This is a genomic window from Tritonibacter scottomollicae (assembly GCF_032924845.1).
GTDB lineage: Bacteria > Pseudomonadota > Alphaproteobacteria > Rhodobacterales > Rhodobacteraceae > Epibacterium > Epibacterium scottomollicae.
In genome coordinates this window covers 1,371,760-1,395,329 of record NZ_CP136704.1, presented here as the reverse complement: position 1 = coordinate 1,395,329, position 23,570 = coordinate 1,371,760, and the positions used below count along the sequence as shown (strand labels likewise).

Annotated in this window: 21 protein-coding genes; 13 read left to right on the top strand and 8 right to left on the bottom strand. The window is 60.2% G+C overall.

Annotated features, from left to right (window positions below; genetic code table 11):
• Nucleotides 1–59: 59 nt before the first annotated feature.
• Entirely contained in the window at nucleotides 60–1,325 is a 1,266-nt protein-coding gene (locus R1T40_RS07145; protein ID WP_317386404.1) for a FliM/FliN family flagellar motor C-terminal domain-containing protein, read from the top strand.
• A 139-nt stretch (nucleotides 1,326–1,464) separates the two neighbouring features.
• On the opposite strand, the gene R1T40_RS07140 is transcribed toward R1T40_RS07145, so the two are convergent.
• Nucleotides 1,465–1,887 (bottom strand): TIGR01244 family sulfur transferase, encoded by a 423-nt coding sequence (locus R1T40_RS07140; protein ID WP_317386403.1) that lies wholly within the window; start codon nucleotides 1,885–1,887, stop codon nucleotides 1,465–1,467.
• Nucleotides 1,888–2,458: 571 nt separating this feature from the next.
• On the opposite strand from R1T40_RS07140, the gene R1T40_RS07135 reads away from it, so the two are divergent.
• Nucleotides 2,459–2,674: a hypothetical protein gene (locus R1T40_RS07135; RefSeq protein ID WP_317386402.1), complete on the top strand. Its 216-nt coding sequence runs from the start codon at nucleotides 2,459–2,461 to the stop codon at nucleotides 2,672–2,674.
• A gap of 72 nt (nucleotides 2,675–2,746) precedes the next feature.
• On the opposite strand, the gene R1T40_RS07130 is transcribed toward R1T40_RS07135, so the two are convergent.
• Nucleotides 2,747–2,962 (bottom strand): hypothetical protein, encoded by a 216-nt coding sequence (locus tag R1T40_RS07130; RefSeq protein ID WP_317386401.1) that lies wholly within the window; start codon nucleotides 2,960–2,962, stop codon nucleotides 2,747–2,749.
• Nucleotides 2,963–3,169: 207 nt separating this feature from the next.
• Here R1T40_RS07130 and R1T40_RS07125 point away from each other — a divergent pair, with 207 nt between their 5' ends.
• From R1T40_RS07125 to preA, 3 genes are all read left to right on the top strand, one after another.
• Nucleotides 3,170–3,436, top strand: coding sequence for a DUF2312 domain-containing protein (locus R1T40_RS07125; RefSeq protein WP_106164760.1), 267 nt, complete (start codon nucleotides 3,170–3,172; stop codon nucleotides 3,434–3,436).
• 284 nt (nucleotides 3,437–3,720) lie between these two features.
• Nucleotides 3,721–5,055: an NAD(P)-dependent oxidoreductase gene (locus R1T40_RS07120; protein ID WP_317386400.1), complete on the top strand. Its 1,335-nt coding sequence runs from the start codon at nucleotides 3,721–3,723 to the stop codon at nucleotides 5,053–5,055.
• Between the two features lie 64 nt (nucleotides 5,056–5,119).
• A complete protein-coding gene (gene preA, locus R1T40_RS07115) occupies nucleotides 5,120–6,424 on the top strand; it encodes an NAD-dependent dihydropyrimidine dehydrogenase subunit PreA (protein ID WP_317386399.1) in 1,305 nt (434 codons plus the stop codon).
• A gap of 198 nt (nucleotides 6,425–6,622) precedes the next feature.
• Here the strand turns inward: preA and R1T40_RS07110 are convergent, their stop codons facing one another.
• A complete protein-coding gene (locus tag R1T40_RS07110) occupies nucleotides 6,623–7,261 on the bottom strand; it encodes a TetR family transcriptional regulator C-terminal domain-containing protein (protein ID WP_317386398.1) in 639 nt (212 codons plus the stop codon).
• Nucleotides 7,262–7,542: 281 nt separating this feature from the next.
• Here R1T40_RS07110 and R1T40_RS07105 point away from each other — a divergent pair, with 281 nt between their 5' ends.
• The 7 genes from R1T40_RS07105 to R1T40_RS07075 all read left to right on the top strand — a co-directional run bounded on the left by R1T40_RS07105 (nucleotide 7,543) and on the right by R1T40_RS07075 (nucleotide 15,192).
• Nucleotides 7,543–8,793: a Zn-dependent hydrolase gene (locus tag R1T40_RS07105; RefSeq protein ID WP_317386397.1), complete on the top strand. Its 1,251-nt coding sequence runs from the start codon at nucleotides 7,543–7,545 to the stop codon at nucleotides 8,791–8,793.
• Between the two features lie 138 nt (nucleotides 8,794–8,931).
• Entirely contained in the window at nucleotides 8,932–10,386 is a 1,455-nt protein-coding gene (hydA, locus tag R1T40_RS07100; protein WP_317386396.1) for a dihydropyrimidinase, read from the top strand.
• A gap of 52 nt (nucleotides 10,387–10,438) precedes the next feature.
• Entirely contained in the window at nucleotides 10,439–11,266 is an 828-nt protein-coding gene (locus R1T40_RS07095) for an ABC transporter ATP-binding protein (protein WP_317386395.1), read from the top strand.
• A 24-nt stretch (nucleotides 11,267–11,290) separates the two neighbouring features.
• Nucleotides 11,291–12,208 (top strand): ABC transporter permease, encoded by a 918-nt coding sequence (locus tag R1T40_RS07090; protein ID WP_317386394.1) that lies wholly within the window; start codon nucleotides 11,291–11,293, stop codon nucleotides 12,206–12,208.
• Nucleotides 12,209–12,290: 82 nt separating this feature from the next.
• A complete protein-coding gene (locus tag R1T40_RS07085) occupies nucleotides 12,291–13,139 on the top strand; it encodes an ABC transporter permease (RefSeq protein ID WP_106164752.1) in 849 nt (282 codons plus the stop codon).
• A gap of 199 nt (nucleotides 13,140–13,338) precedes the next feature.
• Nucleotides 13,339–14,325, top strand: coding sequence for an ABC transporter substrate-binding protein (locus R1T40_RS07080; protein WP_317386393.1), 987 nt, complete (start codon nucleotides 13,339–13,341; stop codon nucleotides 14,323–14,325).
• A gap of 171 nt (nucleotides 14,326–14,496) precedes the next feature.
• Entirely contained in the window at nucleotides 14,497–15,192 is a 696-nt protein-coding gene (locus R1T40_RS07075; RefSeq protein ID WP_317386392.1) for a 4Fe-4S dicluster domain-containing protein, read from the top strand.
• Between the two features lie 10 nt (nucleotides 15,193–15,202).
• Here R1T40_RS07075 and R1T40_RS07070 read toward each other — a convergent pair whose 3' ends face one another.
• The 4 genes from R1T40_RS07070 to R1T40_RS07055 form a co-directional block, all read right to left on the bottom strand.
• Entirely contained in the window at nucleotides 15,203–15,703 is a 501-nt protein-coding gene (locus R1T40_RS07070; RefSeq protein ID WP_317386391.1) for a flavin reductase family protein, read from the bottom strand.
• A 153-nt stretch (nucleotides 15,704–15,856) separates the two neighbouring features.
• The gene (locus R1T40_RS07065; RefSeq protein ID WP_106164859.1) at nucleotides 15,857–16,540 is read right to left on the bottom strand and encodes an adenylate kinase; all 684 of its coding nucleotides are present in this window, start codon (nucleotides 16,538–16,540) and stop codon (nucleotides 15,857–15,859) included.
• 5 nt (nucleotides 16,541–16,545) lie between these two features.
• Nucleotides 16,546–18,504 (bottom strand): acetate--CoA ligase, encoded by a 1,959-nt coding sequence (gene acs, locus R1T40_RS07060; protein ID WP_317386390.1) that lies wholly within the window; start codon nucleotides 18,502–18,504, stop codon nucleotides 16,546–16,548.
• 806 nt (nucleotides 18,505–19,310) lie between these two features.
• Nucleotides 19,311–20,687: a methyl-accepting chemotaxis protein gene (locus tag R1T40_RS07055; protein ID WP_394805036.1), complete on the bottom strand. Its 1,377-nt coding sequence runs from the start codon at nucleotides 20,685–20,687 to the stop codon at nucleotides 19,311–19,313.
• A 318-nt stretch (nucleotides 20,688–21,005) separates the two neighbouring features.
• Between R1T40_RS07055 and R1T40_RS07050 the strand changes: the two genes are divergently transcribed.
• On the top strand, nucleotides 21,006–22,808 hold the full coding sequence (locus R1T40_RS07050) for a diguanylate cyclase (RefSeq protein ID WP_317386388.1): 1,803 nt from the start codon (nucleotides 21,006–21,008) through the stop codon (nucleotides 22,806–22,808).
• Nucleotides 22,809–22,821: 13 nt separating this feature from the next.
• On the opposite strand, the gene R1T40_RS07045 is transcribed toward R1T40_RS07050, so the two are convergent.
• Nucleotides 22,822–23,442 carry an exopolysaccharide biosynthesis protein gene (locus R1T40_RS07045; protein ID WP_317386387.1) on the bottom strand — a complete coding sequence of 207 codons (621 nt, stop codon included), beginning with the start codon at nucleotides 23,440–23,442 and terminating at the stop codon, nucleotides 22,822–22,824.
• Nucleotides 23,443–23,570: the final 128 nt, after the last annotated feature.

The window sequence follows — 23,570 nt, the reverse complement described above, 5'->3', positions numbered from 1 at the left end:
GTAACCAGCTCTGGGCTAAAACCAGTTTCATACGGGTGTGGAAGGCTCAGGTTCATTTTATGACTGACAAGGATCAAAGCGAGGATGGCAAGCGCGCGGTCGGGGGACTGGCGCGAAAACTTGCGGCCTCAAAAGAGGGCACAGCAGGAACAGGCGGCTCGATCACGCTGAAGGCGTTGCGCAGGTCTGTTGCGCGTGCAGCGGAGGACCTGTGTGAACTGCCCATGGCGGTGATTGCAGCGCGCCAGACCAACCGCGTGCCAGAGGATCTCAGTGGACTTCTGTCCGACAAGCATTTGCTGGTGGTGCTGGATTGTCCGGAAGGGCGCATCGGCGCGGCCACATTCGACGCGGCGGCCGTGACCGCGTTGATTCAACAGCAGACCATGGGCACCGTGCTTGGCATGTACGGTGACGAGCGAAATTATACGCCCACGGATGCCGCCATGGTGGCGGAGTTCCTTGAAAAAATGTTCTCCAAGGTCACGGCCTTGCTTGAGGAGCAGACCGATCTGCGCATCTTCGAGGGCTATCGCTTTGGCGCTCAGGTCGAGGATGTGCGCACGCTGGTCCTTGGGATGGAAGCTGATGACTATCGCGTTATCAACCTCAATGTGGATCTGGCGACCGGCAAGATGCAGGGCGAGATCTGCTTGGTGCTGCCGGAACCGTCGGTCGAGGAATATGACGAATCCAATTCGGTGAGCGGGCCGCGCCTTGGCTCCAGCGTCGGCTCAATGCGCGCAGAGCTTTCGGCCGTCCTGTGCAAGAAGCGTATTCCACTGCGCCAGTTCTCTGGCCTCAAGGCTGGCGATTTGCTGCCGCTGGATCAGGCCTATCTCTATGAGACTGATCTGATCGCGATCAACGGTCAGCACATTGCGAAGGGACGCCTCGGTCAGATCAACGGCGCTAGGGCCGTGCGTCTCAATGAGCAGCGCACCCGGATGGTTCCCAGCAACGAAGGTGTCTTCTCTGACGGCATTGGCCAGGGCGCAGCGCCCGCGCTCGAAGACAATACATTGGACCTGTCGATTGCGGCACAGGGGCTGCAAGAGCCGGGCGATGGCCTCGGCGATGATTTTGGCGGCATGATGGGCAACGATTTCGGCGGAGACCTCGGGGGAGGCCTGGGCGGCGACCTCGGTGGCAATCTCGACGGCGGGCTCGATGCGGGCGATATGCCGATGGGTGATTTTGCTGGCATGGGGGAGCTGCCGGAACTGCCGATGAACGATCTCGGGGATTTCAACGCAGATGATGCCGCAGCAGAGATTTCGGAACTTGCGGGCCTCAATCACGAGCTGCCTGAAACCGGCACTTAAGGTCGACGAGGCGCAAATGGCGCGAAACGCGTCTGAGCAACCAGCTATGAGCAACGCGTGGTGTGTTCTATCGAAAATGGCCCGGCATGTCATGCGCGGGCCATATGCAATGTGACTTTATCGAGCGTTGGAAACAGCCTCAGCCCTGTAGCGCTTCCAGAGTTGGGCGCAAACCAGACAGGTCATAGCCCGCTTTCTGCGTTGTCGACATTATCTCGTCCACCGACACGTCGGACGCTTGGCCCAGGGCCCAGATCACAGAGCAACGTGTCCCGGAGGCACAATAGGCCAGTACCGGACCGTCGGCATTTTCAAAATAGGCACGTTGCTGAGCGACGTTCTCTGGGGTCATCGTTTGATGTGTCAGGGGCAGGACATGAAAGGTCAGACCGGCGCTTTCCACAGCAGTACGAATCGTATCCGCCTGATGGCTCGGCGGAACCTCCGCATCAGGGCGGTTGCAGATCACGGTCGTGAAACCGGCTGCGGCAATGGCGGGAACATCCTCCACGGAGATCTGCGGAGTAACCGAATAGCGGGGCGTAAGCGTGCGTGCATCCATGGCGTTTGTTTACGCGTTTGCCGCGTGCTGGTCCAGAACGAAGCACAGGCGCGCTCCCGGCACAGCCGTGCCGACGCGCACCCAGCGACAGAGCCCGTGCAAAGGTGAGGCGGCTGCAACCTCTCTGGACATGAGACAGTACCGCAACGTTTTGGCGCTGCGTTCGCGTCGACGTCCCGCGAGGGCGCGCCGCCAGCACAGGAATGGCGGGGCTGATCCGGAATTTTCTGGTTCCCGATCACCTGAGAAGGGTGCTGCACTGCAACAAAATCGACCGAGAAAATAAATGTGGTTCTGGTTGTCGAGCTCCTATGCGATACACACGTAAGAGTTGAGTTAACGCTAGCTATCGCAGTATTTCATTTGCGTGTGCAGAAATCAAAGCTCGTCCTCGCTGCAGTGCGGCATGCCTTATTTTTAGACTTTTTCTGCAGGCCTGCGTCAGTTTAGGGAATTGCGCTCGCCTGACATTGCGGCAACTCTGGATTGATGTAGACTGTTGCAATGCGGCGACGCGCCAGAGACTGCCTCGGGGCCAGTGATGCCGTTGTGTAGGGGAGGAGAGTAACGAATGACCACGGAGCAACTGATTGAACGTGCCTGCCAGCTTGAGAAGGAGATCCGCATCGCGCCGGAACAGGCTCGATTGGACCTGCAGCCAGAGTTTGCGCAGGTCTTGAAGCGGATCAAGGACACCGGAGTTTCGGTGCCCGCACATCTGCGCCGCACGGAGCAGGTTCTCAATGACGAAATCGTCGAAAGCCAGTTCGACAATATGCCGATCTGAAACGCGACATTGAAGAACGCCGGTTGCGCCTGGGTCGGTGTCGCAACCGGTCAGAAGCCTGATCCGGGGCGATCAGCTCAGGAACAGGCCGACCATGACCAGCATCAGACCCAGCACCGACAGCAGCAACGCACCGAGGTTCTTCGGTAGAACCGATTGCAACACGGCGCGCAGCTCCTCGTCGTCGAGCCCTTTGCGCTTTGCGCGCACGACGCTCAGCACGCACCATGCAAGCCCCAGCATGCCCAGGATCGACAGGGCGCCGCCGGCCCAAACCAGATATTCCATTTCCGCCTACCTCTTGTCTCAAGCGTCCGACGCAGCGAAGCGCGCGCGGGCCGTACCGGTGGATTAGCGCCTACAAGAGTGGTCGCCGCACTGCAAGCGCGAGGGCGGTTAACTCCAGTCTTGCGGGGCGGGGGAGGGCGCTGTATCCCTCTGCCTCAACCGGTGACAAGCCGGACCAGTTGAGGCAAATTGCACGAGGGCCATCACATGGACATCACCGAAGACGAAAAGAGCGAAAACTACCGCGTGACCGCAGGCGAGCTGCGTCAGTTCGTGGAACGGTTCGAGCGGTTGGACGAAGAGAAAAAAGCGATCGCCGAGCAGCAGAAAGAGGTCATGGCCGAAGCCAAGGGGCGCGGGTATGACGTCAAGGTTCTGCGCAAGATCATCGCTCTGCGCAAGCGTGACGAGAACGACATTGCCGAAGAAGAGGCGGTGCTGGAAATGTACAAAGAAGCGCTCGGCATGCACTAACGCGGCCTGCGCCACACAGCTGTTTGAACGGGGATCTGGGGGGACTCAGGTCCCCGTTTTGCGTTTGACGATCTGGTGACGTGCTATCACGCGCATCTGCCACCGATTTCATCACTTACGCCTTCTTCAACTGGAACAGTGGGTTACGGGCTGCTGTTTGTGCGTTTTATGAAGAAAATACAGCAATCCAAAATTTTACCAGTTGATAAAAAATCAGCCTGTGGCACTCTGATTCCAACAACAAGAGAAAAAACGAACACCCAACACCAATAGGGAGATACCCAATGGCGAGTAGCCACCAGGCATCCGGGATTCACGCCGCGCGCTTGTCCGCGGCAGAGATTGCCGACAACTTCGGGGATCTTCATGCGCCCTTTGACGCGCATGAGGCCACGGTCGCGGCGGATCGTTGCTATTTCTGTTTCGATGCGCCTTGCATGACCGCGTGCCCCACCTCGATCGACATTCCCCAGTTCATCCGTGAAATTCAGGGTGGGCATGCTGAAAGCGCGGCCAAAACAATTCTGAACCAGAACATCCTTGGTGGCATGTGTGCCCGGGTTTGCCCGACAGAGACTCTCTGCGAAGAGGTCTGCGTGCGCGAAGTGGCCGAAGGCAAGCCGGTCGAAATCGGTCGCCTGCAGCGCTATGCCACCGATCTGTTGATGGAGCAGGACGTGCATCCATTCACCCGCGCCGCCAGCACCGGCAAGAAGATCGCTGTTGTGGGCGCAGGCCCGGCAGGACTGGCCGCGGCGCATCGTCTGGCGATGAAGGGCCATGACGTGGTGGTCTATGAGGCGAAGTCCAAGGCTGGTGGCCTCAACGAATTTGGTATCGCCGCCTATAAATCCACCAATGACTTTGCCGCGCGCGAGGTCGATTGGCTGCTGCAGATCGGCGGCATTTCGATCGAATATGACAAGGGTTTTGGCAAGGGGCTGACCCTCGAAGGGCTGAAGGCCGACCATGACGCGGTGTTCCTGTCGATCGGTCTCGCCGGCGTCAACGCGCTGCGCACCGAGGGTGAGGACAAGGAAGGCGTGCGGGACGCAGTGTCCTTCATTGAGGATCTGCGCCAGGCGGATGATCTGACCGAATTGTCGGTGGGCCGCAACGTGGTGGTGATCGGCGGCGGCATGACCGCGGTGGACGCGGCGGTGCAGTCGAAACTGCTGGGCGCGGAAAACGTCACCATCGCGTATCGCCGGGATCGCGGTGCCATGGGCGCCAGCCGGTTCGAACAGGATCTCGCCGCTTCCAAGGGCGTTAAGCTGATGTTCAACGTGATGCCAAAGGCTATCCACGGCAATGGCGCATCCGCTGAGATCGAGCTGGAATACACTGAGGTTGTCGACGGACGCGTGAAAGGCACCGGCGAGACCACTCGTCTGGCCGCCGATCAGGTGTTCAAGGCGATCGGGCAAACGCTGGAGGGCGCGCCGCAAGGCATCGACGTCACTGGCGGCAAGATCGCGGTCTCCGAGACAGGCCGCACGTCCGTCGCCGGGGTCTGGGCCGGGGGCGATTGTACCTCGGGCGGAGAAGACCTCACCGTGACCGCCGTTGCCGAGGGCCGCGACGCGGCCGAAGACATCCATACCAGCCTGATGGGCTGAAGCCGCTGTGTGCCGCCCTGCGCCGCAGGGCAGGCTGCACAGTTAGCAAATAGGGAGAGATCAAATGGCTGATCTTACGACAGATTTCCTCGGCATCAAATCGCCGAACCCGTTCTGGCTGGCCTCCGCGCCGCCCACCGACAAGGAATACAACGTCCGTCGCGCCTTTGAGGCCGGCTGGGGTGGTGTGGTCTGGAAAACGCTCGGCGCCGAAGGCCCGCCGGTGGTCAACGTCAACGGCCCGCGCTACGGCGCGATCTGGGGCGCCGACCGACGGCTCTTGGGGCTCAACAATATCGAGCTGATCACCGACCGTCCGCTGCAGGTGAACCTCGATGAGATGACCCGCGTGAAGAAGGACTACCCGGACCGTGCGCTGATTGCCTCTATCATGGTGCCCTGCGAGGAGGCCGCGTGGAAGGCGATCCTGCCGCGTGTGGCAGAGACCGGCTGCGACGGGATCGAGCTGAACTTCGGCTGTCCGCATGGCATGGCTGAACGCGGCATGGGGTCCGCCGTGGGGCAGGTGCCGGAATACATCCAGATGGTCACCGAATGGTGCAAGAAATATTACGGCAAGCCGGTGATCGTGAAGCTGACGCCTAATATCGCCGACATCCGCCACCCGGCGCGCGCCGCACATGCGGGCAATGCCGATGCTGTGTCGCTGATCAACACCATCAACTCGATCACTTCGGTCAATCTGGATGCGATGTCGCCAGAGCCGATGATTGGTGGCAAGGGCACCCATGGCGGTTATTGCGGCCCGGCTGTCAAGCCGATCGCCATGAACATGGTGGCCGAGATCGCGCGTGATCCGCAGACCGCTGGCCTGCCAATCTCTGCCATCGGTGGCGTGACCACCTGGCGCGACGCGGCGGAGTTCATCGCGCTGGGGGCCGGCAACGTGCAGGTCTGCACCGCTGCCATGACCTATGGCTTCAAGGTTGTGGAAGAGATGATTTCCGGCCTGTCCAACTGGATGGACGAGAAAGGCTACACCTCGATCGAGGACTTCCGCGGCATGGCTGTGCCGAACGTCACCGACTGGCAGTATCTCGACCTGAACTACGTCACCAAGGCCCGGATCAGTCAGGACGATTGCATCAAATGCGGTCGCTGCTTTGCGGCCTGCGAGGATACCTCGCACCAGGCGATCGCCATGTCTGAGGACCGGACCTTTACCGTGAAGGACGATGAATGCGTGGCCTGTAACCTCTGCGTCAATGTCTGCCCGGTTGAGAACTGCATCACCATGGAAGAGATCGCAGTCGGCGCGGTGGATGAGCGCACGGGGCAGGTGGTGTCCGGCGAGTATGGCAACTGGACGGCGCATCCGAACAACCCTGCGGCAACTGCTGCGGAGTAAGGGCGTCGCGCCCTTGGGCGCCGCGTGAAATTACGGAGGGTGTTGGCGTTGTATACGTCTGACAATAGGACGATACGCCAGCACCCAGATCAGATGCCAGCCAGACCAGACGTCAAACTGGGCAAAAGGCGCAGAGCGCACGGTGAAATGGCATCAGAGAATGGCGATTTTCAGGCCGACAAAGCCCGCAAAATCTGGCTAGGCGTCACCCAAAATCGCCGGTGAGGTCGTCGGGGTCAGCATACGGCGATAGAGCGTATCCAGGAAGGCGCCTGCCTCTGCAAACGGATCTTCTGGCGTCATCAAGGCCTGCACCTGCACCTCGAAATCCGCATAGTGCTGGGTCAGGGACCAGATGGAAAACAGCAGGTGACGGGGATGCACGCGTGCGATCCGCCCCGCATCCATCCAGGCCGCAAAAATCGTCTCTGTTTCATCCACCAGCGCGCGCAGATCCGTCGACAGCGCATCGATCATCCGCGGCGCACCTTGCACGATTTCGTTGGCAAAGAGACGGCTTTCGCGCGGCATGTCCTGGCTCATCTGCAGTTTGCGCGTCACGTAAGCCAGAATTTCGTCAAGCGGCTCCCCCTGCGGGTCAATCTCCCTCAAGGGTGCCAGCCAAGTATCTAATAACTCCGACAAAAGTTCGGTGAAAATTGCTTCTTTCGAGGGGAAGTAATAGAGCAGATTGGGCTTTGACAGCCCGGCGGCAGTGGCGATCTGGTCGACCGTGGCGCCGCGAAACCCATGTTGGGAGAACACGTCGAGCGCCGCTTCGATGATCGTGGCGCGGTTGCGTTTCTGGATCCGGGTGGGGCTGCGGTCTCTGGGCATGTCGGGCCGGGTCTCTCTTTTCATATGATCACCGGCAAACTCGCCCGGTTTTCACGCATTTGTCCAGCAGCGCGAATGTAAAACATCACGAAAGGCGCGCTAATTCTTGACTGAGTGTCATCTGCTGTTAGCGTGAGTTTGACCAGATGGTCAAATGTCAGACCGAAAGGCCCGATAATTCCACTGGACGAGACATAAGCCACTGACCCAGGCTGCACCAGCCACAATAAACCCGTTCCGCGAGATGAGAATGGGGCAGACGACAGGGAAGGAAGCGTAAAATGACGACGCTTGGACAGAATCTGAAAATCGACGGCGACCGGCTGTGGGACAGCCTGATGGAGATGGCCAAGATCGGCCCCGGCATCGCGGGCGGCAACAATCGCCAGACGCTGACGGACGAGGACGCCGAGGGCCGCGCCCTGTTCCAATCCTGGTGCGAGGCCGCGGGCATGACCATGGGGCTGGACACGATGGGCAACATGTTTGCCACCCGGGCGGGCGAGGATCCTGACGCGCTGCCGGTCTACATGGGCTCGCATCTCGACACCCAGCCGACGGGCGGCAAATACGATGGTGTGCTTGGCGTGCTTGGCGGGCTGGAAGTGATCCGCACCATGAACGACCTTGGTGTGAAGACCAAACACCCCATCGTGGTCACCAACTGGACCAATGAGGAGGGCACCCGCTTTGCCCCCGCCATGCTGGCCTCCGGGGTCTTTGCTGGCAAGCACACCCAGGACTGGGCCTACGGGCGCGAAGATGCCGAGGGAAAAAGCTTTGGCGCGGAGCTGAAGCGCATCGGTTGGGTAGGTGATGAGGCGGTCGGCGCGCGCAAGATGCATGCGATGTTCGAGCTGCACATCGAGCAAGGGCCGATTCTCGAAGCTGAGAAGAAGGACATTGGCGTCGTGACCCACGGGCAGGGGCTCTGGTGGTTGCAATGCACGGTGACCGGCAAGGACGCGCACACGGGTTCGACCCCGATGAATATGCGGGTGAACGCGGGCCTTGGCATGGCGCGGATGACAGAGGCGGCGCATGAGATCGCCATGGCGCATCAACCACATGCGGTGGGGGCGGTCGGGCATTGCGACGTCTATCCGAACTCTCGCAACGTGATCCCCGGCAAGGTGGTGTTCACCGTCGACTTCCGCACCCCGGACCTGGAAAAACTGACCTCCATGCGGTCGCAATTCGAGGCCAAGGCTGCCGAGATCGCCGAAGAGCTGGGCCTCGGGCTGGAGATCGAGCCGGTGGGGCATTTTGATCCTGTCACCTTTGATCCCGGTTGTGTCTCTGCGGTGCGCAATGCCGCCGAACGTCTGGGCTACAGCCATATGGATATCGTGTCGGGCGCTGGCCATGATGCCTGCTGGATCAACGATGTGGCGCCGACGGCGATGATCATGTGCCCCTGTGTCGATGGGCTCAGCCACAATGAGGCCGAGGATATCTCGCAGGAATGGGCGGCAGCGGGCACCGATGTGATGCTGCATGCGGTGCTGGAGACGGCAGAGATCGTCGCCTGACCGCACAGGAACAAGGGGGCGCTGCCCCCGCCGCGCCTTTTGCGGGCGCGCCTCCCCCGGGGTATTCAGAGCCACAAGAAGCCGGCCCGGGGATGTCAGACAACAGCGCGACAGGCGCTGGACCACAGGGAGATAACAATGACCAAAGTCATCAAGAACGGCACCATCGTGACCGCGGATCTGACCTATAAGGCGGATGTGCTGGTCGAGGGCGGAACCATCACCGAAATCGGCCCGGATCTGAAGGGCGACGAGGTGCTGGACGCCACCGGTTGCTACGTGATGCCGGGCGGGATTGATCCGCATACCCATCTGGAGATGCCCTTCATGGGCACCTATTCCACCGATGATTTCGAAAGCGGCACCCGCGCAGGGCTGGCGGGCGGCACCACTATGGTGGTGGATTTCGCACTGCCGCAGCCGGGCGAGAGCCTGCTGGACGCGCTGAAACGCTGGGACAATAAATCCACACGAGCGAACTGCGACTATTCCTTCCATATGGCGGTCACCTGGTGGGGTGAGCAGGTCTTTGACGAGATGAAGACCGTGATCGAGACGCGCGGCATCAACACATTCAAGCATTTTATGGCCTACAAGGGCGCCTTGATGGTGAACGACGATGAGCTCTATTCGTCCTTCCAGCGCCTGTCGGAACTGGGCGGCATTGCCATGGTGCATGCTGAAAACGGCGATGTGGTCGCCGAACTCAGCGCGAAACTCTTGGCGCAGGGCAACACCGGCCCCGAGGCGCACGCCTATTCCCGCCCGCCACAGGTGGAGGGCGAGGCCACCAACCGTGCCATCATGATCGCCGATATGGCGGGCGTGCCGCTCTATGTGGTGCACACCTCCTGTGAGGACAGCCACGAGGCCATCCGCCGTGCGCGCATGCAAGGCAAACGGGTCTGGGGCGAGCCGCTGATCCAGCATCTGACGCTGGATGAGAGCGAGTATTTCAACGCCGACTGGGATCACGCCGCGCGCCGGGTGATGTCGCCGCCGTTCCGTAACAAGCAGCATCAGGACAGCCTCTGGGCTGGTCTGCAGTCCGGATCCTTGTCGGTGGTGGCCACGGATCACTGTGCATTCTCGACCGAGCAGAAACGCTATGGCGTGGGGGATTTCACCAAGATCCCCAATGGCACCGGCGGGCTTGAGGACCGTATGCCGATGCTCTGGACCCATGGGGTTGAGACCGGGCGTCTGACGCCAAATGAATTTGTCGCGGTGACCTCGACCAATATCGCCAAGATCTTGAACTGCTACCCGAAAAAGGGCGCGGTGCTCGTCGGCGCCGATGCGGATCTGGTGGTCTGGGACCCGAAGAAGACCAAAACGATCTCGGCGGCGTCGCAGCAATCTGCTATTGATTACAACGTCTTCGAGGGCAAGGAGGTCAAGGGCCTGCCACGCTATACGCTGACACGCGGCCAGGTCGCGGTGATGGATGGCGAGATCAAGACCCAGGAAGGTCACGGCAAGTTCGTTGAACGCGCGCCCAACACCACGGTCAACACCGCCCTGTCCACTTGGAAGGACCTGACCGCACCGCGCCCCGTCGAACGCAGCGGCATTCCCGCCACCGGCGTCTAAGCGCAATATAGCGGGGGCCTCGGGTCCCCGTTTGTCTGACCAAGGCTATGAAATGAATATGCAAATGACCTCCCAGGTAGACAGCGCCTCCGACGCCGCCCAGGCCGGCCCCGTGATCGAAGCCCGTGATCTGAACCTTGTGTTCGGATCCGGCGAGACGTCGGTGCATGCGTTGAAAGACATCAATCTCAATATCAACAAGGGGGAGTTCGTCTCCTTCATCGGCCCGTCGGGCTGTGGCAAGACCACATTCCTGCGATGCGTGGCGGCGCTGGAAACCCCGACGGGGGGCAGCCTGTCGGTGAACGGCATGACACCGGAGCAGGCCCGCCAGAGCCGCGCCTATGGCTATGTGTTCCAGGCGGCGGGGCTGTATCCGTGGCGGACCATCGCTAAGAACATCAAGCTACCACTTGAAATCATGGGATATTCCAGGGCCGAACAAGACCAGCGTGTGGCCGAGGTGCTGGAGCTGGTAGAGCTTGCGGGCTTCGGCGGCAAGTTTCCCTGGCAGCTGTCGGGGGGCATGCAACAGCGGGCGTCGATCGCCCGCGCACTTGCGTTCGATGCGGATCTGTTGCTGATGGACGAACCCTTCGGGGCACTTGATGAAATCGTGCGCGACCACCTCAACGAGCAGCTGTTGAAGCTCTGGGCGCGGACGAACAAGACCATCGGCTTTGTCACACACTCAATCCCCGAGGCGGTCTATCTGTCGACCAAGATCGTGGTGATGTCGCCGCGTCCGGGCCGCATCCATGAGGTGATCGAAAGCACATTGCCCAGGGAACGTCCGCTGGATATCCGCGATACGCCAGAGTTCATCGAGATCGCCCATCGTGTTCGTGAAGGTCTGCGCGCGGGGCATGGCCATGACTGACCGAAACATCCGGGAGGTGCGCGCATGAAGACCGTTGTAGCCGTCCTCACCGTTGTCGCCGCCATTGTCGGCCTGTGGTATCTCGCCTGCGTTCCGATGAACATCAAAGGTGTGCTGGACGCCGCCGAGCGCGCCGGGGAGCAGGTCGAACCGGCCACCGCCAGAGAGCGCCGGGAGGCTTCCGCCCTTGGTCTGGTGGCGCAGAACAGCTTTGCCATTGATCGCGTCTGGTCGGTGGATCGACCGCGCTTGCCCGCTCCACATCAGGTGGTGGTGGAGCTGTGGCAGACCACCGTGATGAAGAAGATCACCTCCAAACGCAGCCTGATCTACCACGCGCAGGTGACGCTGTCGGCGACCCTCTTGGGGTTTGCCATCGGCACAGGGCTGGGCATTCTCTTGGCCGTGGGCATCGTGCACTCAAGGGTGATGGACATGTCGGTGATGCCCTGGGCCATCGTCAGTCAGACCATCCCGATCATCGCGCTGGCGCCGATGATCATCGTGGTGCTCTATTCCATCGGCGTCCAGGGGCTGTTGCCCAAGGCGATCATCGCCGCCTATCTGAGCTTTTTCCCGGTGGTGGTGGGCATGGTGAAGGGGCTGCGCAGTCCTGATCACATGCAGCTCGACCTGATGAAGACCTATTTCGCCTCCGGCAATCAAGTGTTCTGGAAACTGCGGCTGCCGTCCTCGATGCCCTATCTCTTTACCTCGCTGAAAATCGGCATCGCGGCGTCGCTGGTCGGCGCGATCGTGGGGGAATTGCCCACCGGTGCCGTGGCGGGGCTTGGCGCGCGCTTGCTGGCGGGTAGCTACTACGGGCAGACCGTACAGATTTGGTCGGCGCTGTTTGCTGCCGCGATTCTGGCGGCCTTGCTGGTTGCGCTGCTGGGGCTGATTGAGCGTGTCTTGCTTGGACGCATGGGGGTGAAGGCATGATGACTGTTGCAAAAACGGGCGCGGCCCCCACAGCGCAGGTGCAGCCTCCTTTGTGTGTTAGACAGAAAAAAGGGGCGCAGTGATGGAATTGGTGTTTCTTGCGTTTCTCGTCTGGTGTGCGGGCTGGTGGATCAATGCACGTCTGGCCAATGGACCGCGCGCTGATACGCGGGCCGTCGGCCTTTTGGTGCCGGTGATCTTTGGCCTCACCATACTGCTGGTGTGGGAGCTGCTGGTGCGCGGATTGGACGTTCCGCTGGTGATCCTGCCCGCACCCACGCTGATCGCGGTGCGGTTTGCGGACAGCCTGTCGATCCTGTGGCAGGACTTTGCCCAGACGATCCTGAAAGGCGCGCTTGGCGGCTATGTCATCGGCTGTAGCGCGGCCTTTGTGACCGCCATTCTGGTGGATCGCAGCGATTTCCTGCGTCGCGGCCTGTTGCCTGTCGGCAATTTCGTGGCGGCCCTGCCCATCGTTGGCACCGCGCCGATTCTGGTGATGTGGTTCGGGTTTGACTGGCACTCCAAGGCCGCCGTGGTTGTGGTCATGGTGTTCTTCCCAATGCTGGTGAACACTGTGGCGGGGCTGCGCGAAGCCTCCGAGATGCAGCGCGACCTGATGCACACCTATGCGGCCTCCTACTGGCAGAGCTTGTTGAAACTGCGCTTGCCTGCCGCTTTGCCGTTCGTGTTCAACGGGTTGAAGATTTCCACCACACTGGCGCTTGTCGGCGCGATCGTGGCAGAGTTCTTCGGCTCGCCCACTGTCGGTATGGGCTTTCGCATTTCCACCTCGGTCGGTCAGCTGGCGCTGGACATGGTCTGGGCCGAGATCGTGGTGGCGGCCCTGGCCGGGTCACTGTTCTACGGCCTGATTGCGGCGCTGGAGAAGGCATTGACCTTCTGGCACCCGTCGCAACGCGGGGCGTGAATTCTGCGCCTCCGCGTTTTGCGGGGGCGCATTCAAATTTGCGCACAAGCATCTGGAAAAGAGGGATAAATTCCCCGATCAGGCTGTGCTCAATACCTGCGCATTTTTAGGTTTTCCTGCGGTCTTGACGCGAAAAACCTTTGATCGAAGCACCCGTTTCGCGCAGGCTTTCACTATAATCAACAGGGAGTTCCAACATATGAAACAAGTGCTCACAGCCGCCGCCATGGCACTGATGGCCGCCTCTGGCGCCCAAGCCGCGGATGAGGTCAAACTGCAACTCAAATGGGTCACGCAGGCCCAATTCGCTGGCTATTACGTGGCCCTCGACAAAGGGTTCTACGGCGAGGAAGACCTCGACGTGACCATCCTGCCGGGTGGACCTGACATTGCACCAACACAGGTGATCGCAGGCGGTGGTGCCGATGTCACCGTGGAATGGATGCCAGCCGCGCTGGCGGCGCGCGAAAAGGGTCTGCCGCTGGTCAATATCGCCCAGCCGTTCAAATCCTCCGGCATGATGCTGACCTGCTGGAAAGACACGGGCATTTCGGAACCCGCCGACCTTGCCGACCGCACCCTTGGTGTCTGGTTCTTCGGCAATGAATTTCCGTTCATGAGCTGGATGGGCAAGCTGGGGATCTCGACAGAGGGCAAGGGGCCCGAGGGCGTCGAGGTGCTGAAACAGGGCTTCAACGTTGACCCGCTGCTGCAGCGTCAGGCCGATTGCATTTCCACCATGACCTATAATGAATACTGGCAGGTGATCGACGCCGGTGTGGCCGAGGATGAGCTGGTCACCTTCAAATATGAGGATCAGGGCGTCGCGACGCTGGAAGACGGGCTTTATGTACTTGAGGAGAACCTCGAGGATCCGGAGTTCGTCGGGAAGATGGAGCGGTTTGTGCGGGCTTCGATGAAGGGCTGGAAATACGCGGAAGAGAATCCTGATGAGGCGGCCGACATTGTGCTCGACAACGATGCGTCCGGCGCGCAGACGGAAGTCCACCAGAAGCGCATGATGCGCGAAGTGGCCAAGCTGACCTCCGGCAGCAATGGTGCGCTTGATGCGGCGGATTATGAACGCACGGTGGAGACCCTGCTGACCGGCGGCTCCGATCCGGTGATCACCAAGACGCCTGAAGGGGCATGGACCCATGCAATCTCTGATGCAGCACTCAATTAAGGTCTGAACTTTCGTTGAGACGAGGGCTCCCGAGTGAGGGGGCGAGCGCGCCCATCAGCATTTGCGGGTGGGCGCCGTCAATTCTAAGAAAAAGTAACTTTCTGTTAAGGGTCTAGGCGCTTCAATTGATGTGTGCGGGGCATCTGCCGCCCCGCGTTCTGGGGGGATAGAATGTCCCATTTAACAAGTAGTTTGTGTTTCTGCGGCGCGGCGACGTCTGCGGGTGATCGCCGCTCCGCATCATTGGAGCGCGCCTGTCTTGAGGCGCGGCTCAGCAGTCAGTTGGGGGGCGGGGCTCAGGCGCTGGTGCTTTACTTCAATGTCCCCATGCCCCGGCATCCGCCGAACCTTCGGCGCGGGGCCTACGCGGTCACGAATGTCTCTGTCTGCACACGCGCATGTCTGTCATCAGAAGATGTCTTGGACGCGCTTGCACATGGGTTCCAGAAGGTGTTCCTGGAACTGTCTCCGGATATCAGATTGATACATCATCAGTTGAAACTCGTCGAAGATCTGGCGGTCTGTCCTGGCCTGAAGGGTGCGGTTGCGCTGTTTCACTCGGACTCCGCACTGGGGAGCTTGCTTGACGACGTGGATGCCATTGTCGGTCACATCGGGCCAAGCAATCCGGGGCTGGCGCCTGCCGCTGCGCCGGAGGCACAGGGATGTGTCAGTATAACCCAAGGGTGTACCCTGTGCGGCCAATGTGAGTGGGCCTGTCCGACCGGAGCGATTCACCTTGGTGAGGAGGGTCAGACACTCGAAATCCGGGACAACCAATGCACGGGCTGCGGTCTGTGCGCCTCAGCCTGCCCGGAGCGCGTGTTGGCCATTCAGCCGCTTGCGCCGGTAAGGCGGCGGGCCTGACGGTCTTTGCCTAGTCGGTAAAACGGCCGTATTTGCCTTGGTGAAAAACCAATCCAGCGCCAAGATCGCCGCGCTGGCTGACCCGCAGGACCTCCCCGACCAGGATCGTATGATCGCCTCCGGGGTGGGCCGCATGGTGACTGCAATCAAGGCGCACCAGAGCCTGCGCCAGCGCTGGCACGCCTTCGGGGCTTTGGACCCAGTCATGGGTGTCGAACACTTCGCCATTGCGGGCAAAATGCAGCGCCGTGTCTATATCGCGCTCTGCCATGACATGGATCGAGAAATGCGTTGCGTCGACAAATGGATCGTGGCGTTTAGACTGCAGGGCTGGGCACCACAGAACCAGGGGCGGCGTCAGCGAGACGGAGGTGAAGCTGTTGGCGGTGATGGCCAAAGGACCACGTTTGGTCTCGGTGGTAACGACGACGACGCCAGTGGCAAAACAGCCGAGTGCGGCACGCATCTCAGTGAGCGTATCAGGGCCGGGCGTGAAGCTGGTTTGGGTCATGTGTCGTGAAATCCGTCTATCGTGCTCTGTGCCAAGTCGGGCGCCTGCGCGCGTTGCGCTCTTATTTCAATGACCGGCACAAGATGCAAAAGAAAAGACCCCGGTCCAGAACCGGGATCTTTCAATCAGAGCAGTCTGTCTCGTTTGATCGGGTCAGTCGATGACAGACTGAACGACCGAGGACATCTCGCTGGCAACCTTGTCGATATCGGCCATGGCGTTGATCGATGTCAGAACGCCAGCCTCGTCGTAGTAGCTGATCAGCGGCGCGGTTTGCGCGTGATACGCTTCCAGTCGACTGGCCACCGTCTCGGCCCGGTCGTCGGCGCGGCGGGTCAGCTCGGTGCAGCCACATTTGGCGCAGCTGCCATCCGCCAGCGGTGGCTTGAAGGTGTCGTGATAGCCTTCGCCGCAGCCAGAACAGGTGGAGCGCCCCGAAATTCGGTCGACCATGGCGCTGTCATCGACCTTCAGGCTGATCGCGGCGTTGATGCGCTGGCCAGTGGAGGCCAGCAGATCGTCCAGCGCCTTGGCCTGCACCGTGGTGCGCGGGAAACCGTCGAGGATGACGCCGTTGCGGCAGTCCTCCTCCGCCATGCGGTCGTTCAGGATCGCGATCACGATCTCGTCCGAGACCAGATCGCCCGCGTCCATCACCGCCTTGGCCTGCTTGCCGGCGGGGGTGCCGGCGGCCACCGCGGCGCGCAGCAGGTCGCCGGTGGAGAGCTGCACAAGACCGAACCGGTCCTGCAGCATCCGCGCCTGGGTGCCCTTGCCTGCGCCGGGCGGGCCGAGCAGGATCAAGACCGCGGGGCGGGTCATCACGTCTACACTCATGTTGGTCATCCCTTCGCCGTGCGGTTTGCAATCAGATCATCGACCACCGAAGGATCGGCCAGTGTCGAGGTATCGCCGAGGCTGCCGAAATCATTCTCGGCGATCTTGCGCAGAATCCGGCGCATGATCTTGCCGGAGCGGGTCTTGGGCAGGCCCGGCGCCCATTGGATCACATCGGGCGAGGCGATCGGACCGATTTCAGTGCGCACCCACTGACGCAGCTCCTTGACCAGCTCGTCCGAGGGCTCGCGGTCATTCATCAGCGTCACATAGCAGTAGATGCCCTGGCCCTTGATCTCATGCGGGTAGCCCACCACGGCGGCCTCAGCCACGGCGGCATGCGCCACCAGCGCGCTTTCGACCTCGGCGGTGCCCATGCGGTGACCGGAGACGTTGATCACATCATCGACGCGACCGGTGATCCAGTAATCGCCATCCGCGTCGCGGCGGCAGCCGTCGCCGGTGAAGTAATAGCCCTTGTAGTCGGAGAAATAAGTCTTCTCAAAGCGCTCGTGATCGCCCCAGACCGTGCGCATCTGACCGGGCCAGCTGGATTTGATGCAGAGCACGCCCTCGACATCATTGCCTTCGATCTCCGCGCCCGATTGCGGGTCAAGCACCACTGGCTCGATGCCGAAGAACGGCTTCATCGCAGACCCCGGCTTGGTCGCATGGGCGCCCGGCAGCGGCGTCATCAGGTGGCCGCCGGTTTCGGTCTGCCACCAGGTGTCGACGATGGGGCATTTACCCTTGCCGACCACGTCATTGTACCAGTTCCAGGCCTCCGGGTTGATCGGCTCGCCCACCGTGCCCAGAACCTTGAGGTCGGAGAGGTCGTATTTCTCCACGAATTCAGGACCCTGACCCATTAACGCGCGGATCGCGGTGGGGGCGGTATAGAACTGGTTGACCTTGTGTTTCTCGCAGACAGCCCAGAACCGGCCCGCATCGGGGTAGGTGGGGACGCCCTCGAACATCAGCGTCGTGGCGCCATTGGCCAGCGGGCCGTAGACGATGTAGCTATGGCCGGTGACCCAGCCCACATCCGCAGTACACCAGTAGATGTCGCCGTCGTGATAGTCGAAGGTCACCTCATGGGTCAGCGCCGCATAAGTCAGATAGCCGCCGGTGGTATGCACCACGCCCTTGGGCTGCCCCGTGGAGCCGGAGGTGTAGAGAATGAACAGCGGATCCTCGGCATTCATTTCGGCGGGCTTGTTGTAGTCGTTCGCCTCCAGCGCCATCTCGTTGTAGTCGTAATCGCGCCCGTCGACCCAAGTGGTCTGACCGCCGGTGCGCTTCACAACGAGGCATTTCACGCTTTCCTTGCAATGCAGCAGCGCCGCATCGGCGTTGGATTTCAGCGGTGTCTTGCGACCACCGCGCGGCGCCTCATCGGCGGTGATGAGCACCTTGGCGTCACATCCGTTCACCCGCGCTGACAGCGCATCCGGAGAGAAGCCGGCAAACACGATGGAGTGGATCGCACCAATGCGGGCGCAGGCCAGCATGGCATAAGCGGCCTCCGGGATCATCGGCAGGTAGATCACCACGCGGTCACCTTTGCGTACGCCCATACTCTCCAGGATGTTGGCCATCCGGCAGGTCTTCAGGTGCAGCTCTTTGTAGGAGATATGCTTGGCCGCTTCGTTCGGGTCATCTGGCTCCCAGATGATTGCGGTCTGCTCAGCGCGCGTGTCCAGATGGCGATCAATGCAGTTGGCAGCAACGTTCAGCGTGCCATCTTCGAACCATTTGATGTCAACGTTGCCAAAGTCGTAGGAGACATTCTTGACCTTGCTGAACGGTTTGATCCAGGTGATCCGTTCGGCCTGTTCGGCCCAGAACTTATCCGGATCTTCCAGCGATTGCGCATACCGCGCGTCATACTTGGCCGCATCCACATGGGCGTTCTTCACGATGTCCTCAGACGGCGGGTACACAGCGCTCTCGGGCGTGGTCATGGAATGTCCTCCCTCCAATATTCTCTTGCGCGTGATCTCCACATGGAAGCGCGCAAAGAGTCAAACGATCTCCAACCTCGGGCGTGATAATAAGCAAAGTTGAAAAGATGTGAATAAACATCGCGAAAATAAGGGCTTGCTTGTAAATCAATTTCCGATGGCAGGGGCTGAGTTGTAAATCAAAGCACGAATTTGACGATTTTTACATGAGAAGACGCGCTTTTACTGTCAATTTCATACCCTGTAACGCATGAAAACTGCGCCGTAGTTTGCAGCGCGCATCGGTGTTTCGAGGTGTGATGTGCCGGGCTTCGTCTATGCCGTATGGGCGCGATGGCCGGTATCTCGGGACTTTTCACATTCATCGGCTGTGGTGGATTTCGTCATCGCACTCAGATAGCCGCATGGCCGCGCAGTGTGAGCGCCCTCTATGGCGAGGCAGGAACGAAACGCTCGTAGGTGTCCGGATTACCCGCTTGGGTGAAGCCATGCTTTGGAAAAATGGTCGTGTCGATAGCGGTGATGCCATGGAGAATTAATTTAAAATAAATGGTTAGCTGGCGAACTTCCTCTGATCCGTAAACCTGAAGCTCGTTCGCACACAGGGTTTGGGATTCTGCCTGAGTGCCCGATCTAGCGCCCAATGGGGGGCCAAGAGTACTGCCGTGATAGGATACGCGCATGCTACGCGGCTGTTGGTGGTGGCGCAGGCAGATGAAACCCGGCAGCATACTGTCCCGCCCGACCAATAACCGGCGGGGCAGGCGGGACGAGGGGGAAACGACGCCGAGACGACGTCGTTGCGATCAGGTCCCTGTGCGCAGCTCAGGTGCCGGCGCTGTTTGGCTCTCTCCCGTAGATGGGGCTTCGGCAACTACAACGCCTTCTTCCGTCACAAACTTTGCCATCTGCCGTGACATTTCCTTGGCATCGCTGGCCAGTGTCTGGCTAGCGGCAGTGGTCTGTTCCACCATGGCCGCATTGTGTTGTGTGACTTCGTCAAGGTGACCGATGCCGGTGTTGATTTCGGCCAAAGTGATGGACTGCTCTTCGGTTCCGCGCGCGATGTCACTTACATTTTCAGAGATCGAATTGACGCTGGTTACGATTTCTTCGAGTTCGGTTCCGGTGCGACCAACGAGGGTTACGCCCTCGGACACATGTTGCGCACTTTGATCGATCAGCCCTTTGATTTCTCCAGCCGCGTCAGCCGAGCGCAGCGCAAGACCGCGCACTTCGGAGGCCACGACGGCAAACCCACGACCGGCCTCTCCTGCGCGAGCGGCCTCGACGCCCGCGTTGAGCGCCAGGAGGTTGGTCTGAAATGCGATGTCATCGATGACGGAGATGATCTTGGAAATGCTCTGCGACGAGGTTTCGATCTTCGACATGGCTTCGACGGCGTCGCGCACAACTTGGCCGCTCTTTTCGGCAGTGTTGCGCGCGTTTTGAACGTTGCCCTCGACCTCCTTGGCGCCATCTGCGGCAGATCGCACGGTCGCCGTCAGCTCTTCGATGGCTGCGGCGGTCTGTTCCAGCGTTGCAGCCTGGTTTTCCGTGCGTTGCGACAGCTCGGAGGAGGACTCGTTCATTTGCCCGGCAGTGCGTTCCACGCCGTGTGCCACATCGCCGACGGTCCTGATCGCATTTTGCAGGGCGTCCACGGCCTCGTTATAGGCGCTCGACAGTCTGCCGATATCTTCCAATTCAGATGGAGCGCAGCGATGGGTCAGGTTGCCATCGCGCAGCTGTTCGAGCGCGGATGCGATGCCGAGGATCTCCATGCGGCGCTTGGTAATGTCGTTGGCAATCTTGATGATACGCTCAACCTTGCCATCTTCGGCGATGATAGGGGCATATGTTGCCATGATCCAGACAACCTTTCCCCCCTTGCCAAGTCGTGGAAACTGATCCGTTTGCGGAATCCCGTCCGCCAGATCTTGCCACATTTGGCGGTATCGGTCGGATTTGACGAAACTAGGGTAGACAAACATGCTGTGATGCTTGCCCTGAACCTCGTCCAGTGAATATCCCATTGCTTCGAGAAAGTTATCATTCGCTCGAATGATGGTACCGTCGGTCTCAAACTCGATAACGGCTTGTGTCCGTTCAATCATCTCGCGCAACTTACGGTCATCATTCTGACTGGATTGGGCGGTTTCTCGGGACTTTCGCAAAAACATGTACATGTACCACTTCGTCAGTGTCTACGTCCGAAAACGGACTGGCGTGTGACTCTGGGTAACAAAAAGATCCTAACAGATCCCTTCTGCGCGAGCGTCTAAAACGCGCTGGTTTCGATAAATCGAAACGCATCAGGGGTCGCTCTTCCGGTCCGGCAGGAGATTTCACTGCTTGGAGTGCCTGGTTCGGATGTGAAACGTGGTGGCGGGGTGGCGTTCAAACCACAACACATTCCAATTGTTCGAAAATAGCCGATTTCCAATTGTACCAGTGCATGTGCTCTGCAAGGTGGTAGCGGCAAATCTGGACAAAACCGCATGAAGATCAGCACGATAACGAACTGGGCCTATGGTGTAACCGTGGTTCTCACGGCGGTTTCGGGTATCGCATTTATCGCGGCCGCCGATAGTGCGCGCGAGGAACGCCGCGCGGTTAGCGTACATCTTGCTCTGAATGAGCTGGGTGAGGAGCTGGCAATCGGCGCCGAGCTGCGCACCGATGAGGCACGTCTTTATGTCATGCGCGGTGATCTCGCCCATTTGCAGGCTTTTGACGATGCGAACACGGTAGAGCACCAGCTTGAAGCGACTGCAAGAGCGGCTGCATCGCTGGGGGCGACGGAAGAGGAACAGGCGTTTCTAAAGCGGATCAACACCGATGTGGATGCGCTGGAAGACATGGAGCTGGAGGCGATCAAGGCCTATCGGGCGGGCGATGCTGCAACCGCGCAAGAGATCCTATTCGGGGCTGAACATTATCGCGACCACGTCAAGCTGATCGACGATGTGCGACAGTTTCGCAGTATGGTGCGATCTCGTACCGATCAGGATCTGATCGCTGCGCAAGCGCGCAGCAACTTGTTCGGCCTTGCGGCTCGGATCATGCTGTCCTTCACCGCGGCGGTGTTTCTCGCTGTGCTCTATTTTGTTCTGCGGCGTCGGGTGTCACTGCCGCTGTCGCGCATGACCGGCATTGTCAAACGTCTCGCCAGTCAGGATTTCGCGGTCGAGGTTCCCTTGGACGGACGTCGGGACGAGATCGGCGAGTTGAATTCGGCGATCCATATCTTCCGCGAGAACGGGCTGGAGCGGGAGCGTCTGGATGCGGAGCGGCGTCGGGATATCAAGATCAAGGATTTGATCTTGCAGATGATGCACCGGCTGCAGGCCTGCCAGTCCCTGTCGGAAATGGCGCGCGTGCTTGCATGTTATGCGCCGCAGATGTTTCCGGAGCTCTCTGGCGGCATCTTTCTACGAGATGACGAGACCGGTGCATTGCAATGTGTCGCGCGTTGGCAGAGCGACCTGTCGCCATCGCAGGAGTTCGAAACCGAGGCATGCTGGGGGCTGCGCCGGGGACGTACCCATGGCAGTAACTTTGACGAGGGCGAGGATATGCGTTGCGCCCACCTTGGCGCGGGCAAGGCCGCAGCCTTGTGCATTCCGCTCTCCGCACAGGGTGATACGGTGGGATTGCTGAGCTTCGACGCCCGTGGGGGCGACGCCAAGATGATCCGGGACGATCAGCTGTATCTGGAGCTGATCGCGGAGAATATCGCTCTGACGGCGGTGAACTTGAAACTGCGCGATCAGATGACGCAGCTGGTGGAGCGGGATCCGCTCACCGGGTTGCTCAACCGGCGCTCCCTTGATGCAGCGCTCATTCGATACGCGACAGGGCGGTTGATGGCGCCGTTGGCCTGCTTGATGCTCGATATCGACTGGTTCAAACGCTTCAATGACGAGTTCGGTCATGATGCCGGTGATGCGGTGATGCAGTCTTTTTCCGGCATCCTGGCCCGCATCACAGAGGGGCATGGCACCTGCTATCGCTTTGGGGGCGAAGAGTTTGTGGTCCTTCTGCCGGGCTACGACGCAGAGCGTTCGCATCAGTTGGCAGAGGATGTTCGCCAGAGCGTGGCAAGCACCTCCTTTTCCTTCCGGGGGCAGCATATTGACGGGATCACCGTTTCCATTGGACTTGCGATTGCAAACGCAGGCGATAGCACAGAGACGCTGCGTGCCCGCGCGGATGCCGCATTGCTGCGGGCCAAGGCGGCGGGCCGCAATCGGGTCGAGGTCAGTGCAGCAGATGGGGTGGAGAACGAACAGCCGCGGTGAGACCCGGTCTGGTCTAGTGGATCAGCGCGTCGGCGCCCGCAGCAAGCGAGGTCAGGATCACCACCGTGAGCAGGACTGAGGCCGCTCCGAGGAGCAGACCGAGCATGGCAACCAAGCCATCACGCTCAACCAGCCCGACGCCAAATACGAACAGCGCGATCGCCGGAAACCACCCGCTCAGCGGCACCGGGATGAACAGCGCAAAGGCAATCAGGAACAGCAGCAGTCCAAGAGGGCGATCATACCGCCGGGCAAAAAGCATCGTTACGCGCGGGGTCAGGATCCGTTCGATCCGCCGGGTAATGGGACGCAGACGTAACACCGTGTGGCGCATCTTGCTCTGGTCCAGACGCAGCCGGGCGAGCGGGCCGGGCAGGCTAACATATCGGTAGCCAAGCATCATCTGCCCGGTGGTCACCAGAAGGGGCAGCGCGGTGATCAGCGTGGAACCGGGGGGGAGCGGGAGTAGCGTCAGCAATGAAAACACCACGATCGCCCAGCCAAATGATCGCTCCCCAAGGCCAGAGAGAAGGCTTCCGAGGGTGAGCGCGCCGGTCTGATGCTGGCTGCGAAGCGTGCGCAGTATGGGCAACGATAAGGACGGCCGATGTCGTATCCCGTCCTTGCGTCGCATCGAATCCCTCGCTTCTTTGTCCCCCCGATATCGTCTTTTGATCGCCTGTTTTCAATCACCTAACGTCGCTGAGCGCATTTTAGCCCAAGACAACCAAGGCACCGATCGCGGTCAGTGCAACAGATGCG

Excerpts from the sequence above, each read along its gene's own strand:
- R1T40_RS07140 (WP_317386403.1), bottom strand. The coding sequence starts at position 1,887 with ATGGATGCACGCACGCTTACGCCCCGCTATTCGGTTACTCCGCAGATC.
- R1T40_RS07105 (WP_317386397.1), top strand. The coding sequence starts at position 7,543 with ATGACGACGCTTGGACAGAATCTGAAAATCGACGGCGACCGGCTGTGG.
- R1T40_RS07075 (WP_317386392.1), top strand. The coding sequence starts at position 14,497 with ATGTCCCATTTAACAAGTAGTTTGTGTTTCTGCGGCGCGGCGACGTCT.
- R1T40_RS07050 (WP_317386388.1), top strand. The coding sequence starts at position 21,006 with ATGAAGATCAGCACGATAACGAACTGGGCCTATGGTGTAACCGTGGTT.
- R1T40_RS07130 (WP_317386401.1), bottom strand. The coding sequence starts at position 2,962 with ATGGAATATCTGGTTTGGGCCGGCGGCGCCCTGTCGATCCTGGGCATG.
- R1T40_RS07095 (WP_317386395.1), top strand. The coding sequence starts at position 10,439 with ATGAATATGCAAATGACCTCCCAGGTAGACAGCGCCTCCGACGCCGCC.
- R1T40_RS07065 (WP_106164859.1), bottom strand. The coding sequence starts at position 16,540 with ATGAGTGTAGACGTGATGACCCGCCCCGCGGTCTTGATCCTGCTCGGC.
- R1T40_RS07120 (WP_317386400.1), top strand. The coding sequence starts at position 3,721 with ATGGCGAGTAGCCACCAGGCATCCGGGATTCACGCCGCGCGCTTGTCC.
- R1T40_RS07080 (WP_317386393.1), top strand. The coding sequence starts at position 13,339 with ATGAAACAAGTGCTCACAGCCGCCGCCATGGCACTGATGGCCGCCTCT.
- R1T40_RS07145 (WP_317386404.1), top strand. The coding sequence starts at position 60 with ATGACTGACAAGGATCAAAGCGAGGATGGCAAGCGCGCGGTCGGGGGA.
- R1T40_RS07055 (WP_394805036.1), bottom strand. The coding sequence starts at position 20,687 with ATGTTTTTGCGAAAGTCCCGAGAAACCGCCCAATCCAGTCAGAATGAT.
- R1T40_RS07070 (WP_317386391.1), bottom strand. The coding sequence starts at position 15,703 with ATGACCCAAACCAGCTTCACGCCCGGCCCTGATACGCTCACTGAGATG.
- R1T40_RS07125 (WP_106164760.1), top strand. The coding sequence starts at position 3,170 with ATGGACATCACCGAAGACGAAAAGAGCGAAAACTACCGCGTGACCGCA.
- preA (WP_317386399.1), top strand. The coding sequence starts at position 5,120 with ATGGCTGATCTTACGACAGATTTCCTCGGCATCAAATCGCCGAACCCG.
- R1T40_RS07090 (WP_317386394.1), top strand. The coding sequence starts at position 11,291 with ATGAAGACCGTTGTAGCCGTCCTCACCGTTGTCGCCGCCATTGTCGGC.
- R1T40_RS07045 (WP_317386387.1), bottom strand. The coding sequence starts at position 23,442 with ATGCGACGCAAGGACGGGATACGACATCGGCCGTCCTTATCGTTGCCC.
- R1T40_RS07085 (WP_106164752.1), top strand. The coding sequence starts at position 12,291 with ATGGAATTGGTGTTTCTTGCGTTTCTCGTCTGGTGTGCGGGCTGGTGG.
- R1T40_RS07135 (WP_317386402.1), top strand. The coding sequence starts at position 2,459 with ATGACCACGGAGCAACTGATTGAACGTGCCTGCCAGCTTGAGAAGGAG.
- acs (WP_317386390.1), bottom strand. The coding sequence starts at position 18,504 with ATGACCACGCCCGAGAGCGCTGTGTACCCGCCGTCTGAGGACATCGTG.
- hydA (WP_317386396.1), top strand. The coding sequence starts at position 8,932 with ATGACCAAAGTCATCAAGAACGGCACCATCGTGACCGCGGATCTGACC.
- R1T40_RS07110 (WP_317386398.1), bottom strand. The coding sequence starts at position 7,261 with ATGCCCAGAGACCGCAGCCCCACCCGGATCCAGAAACGCAACCGCGCC.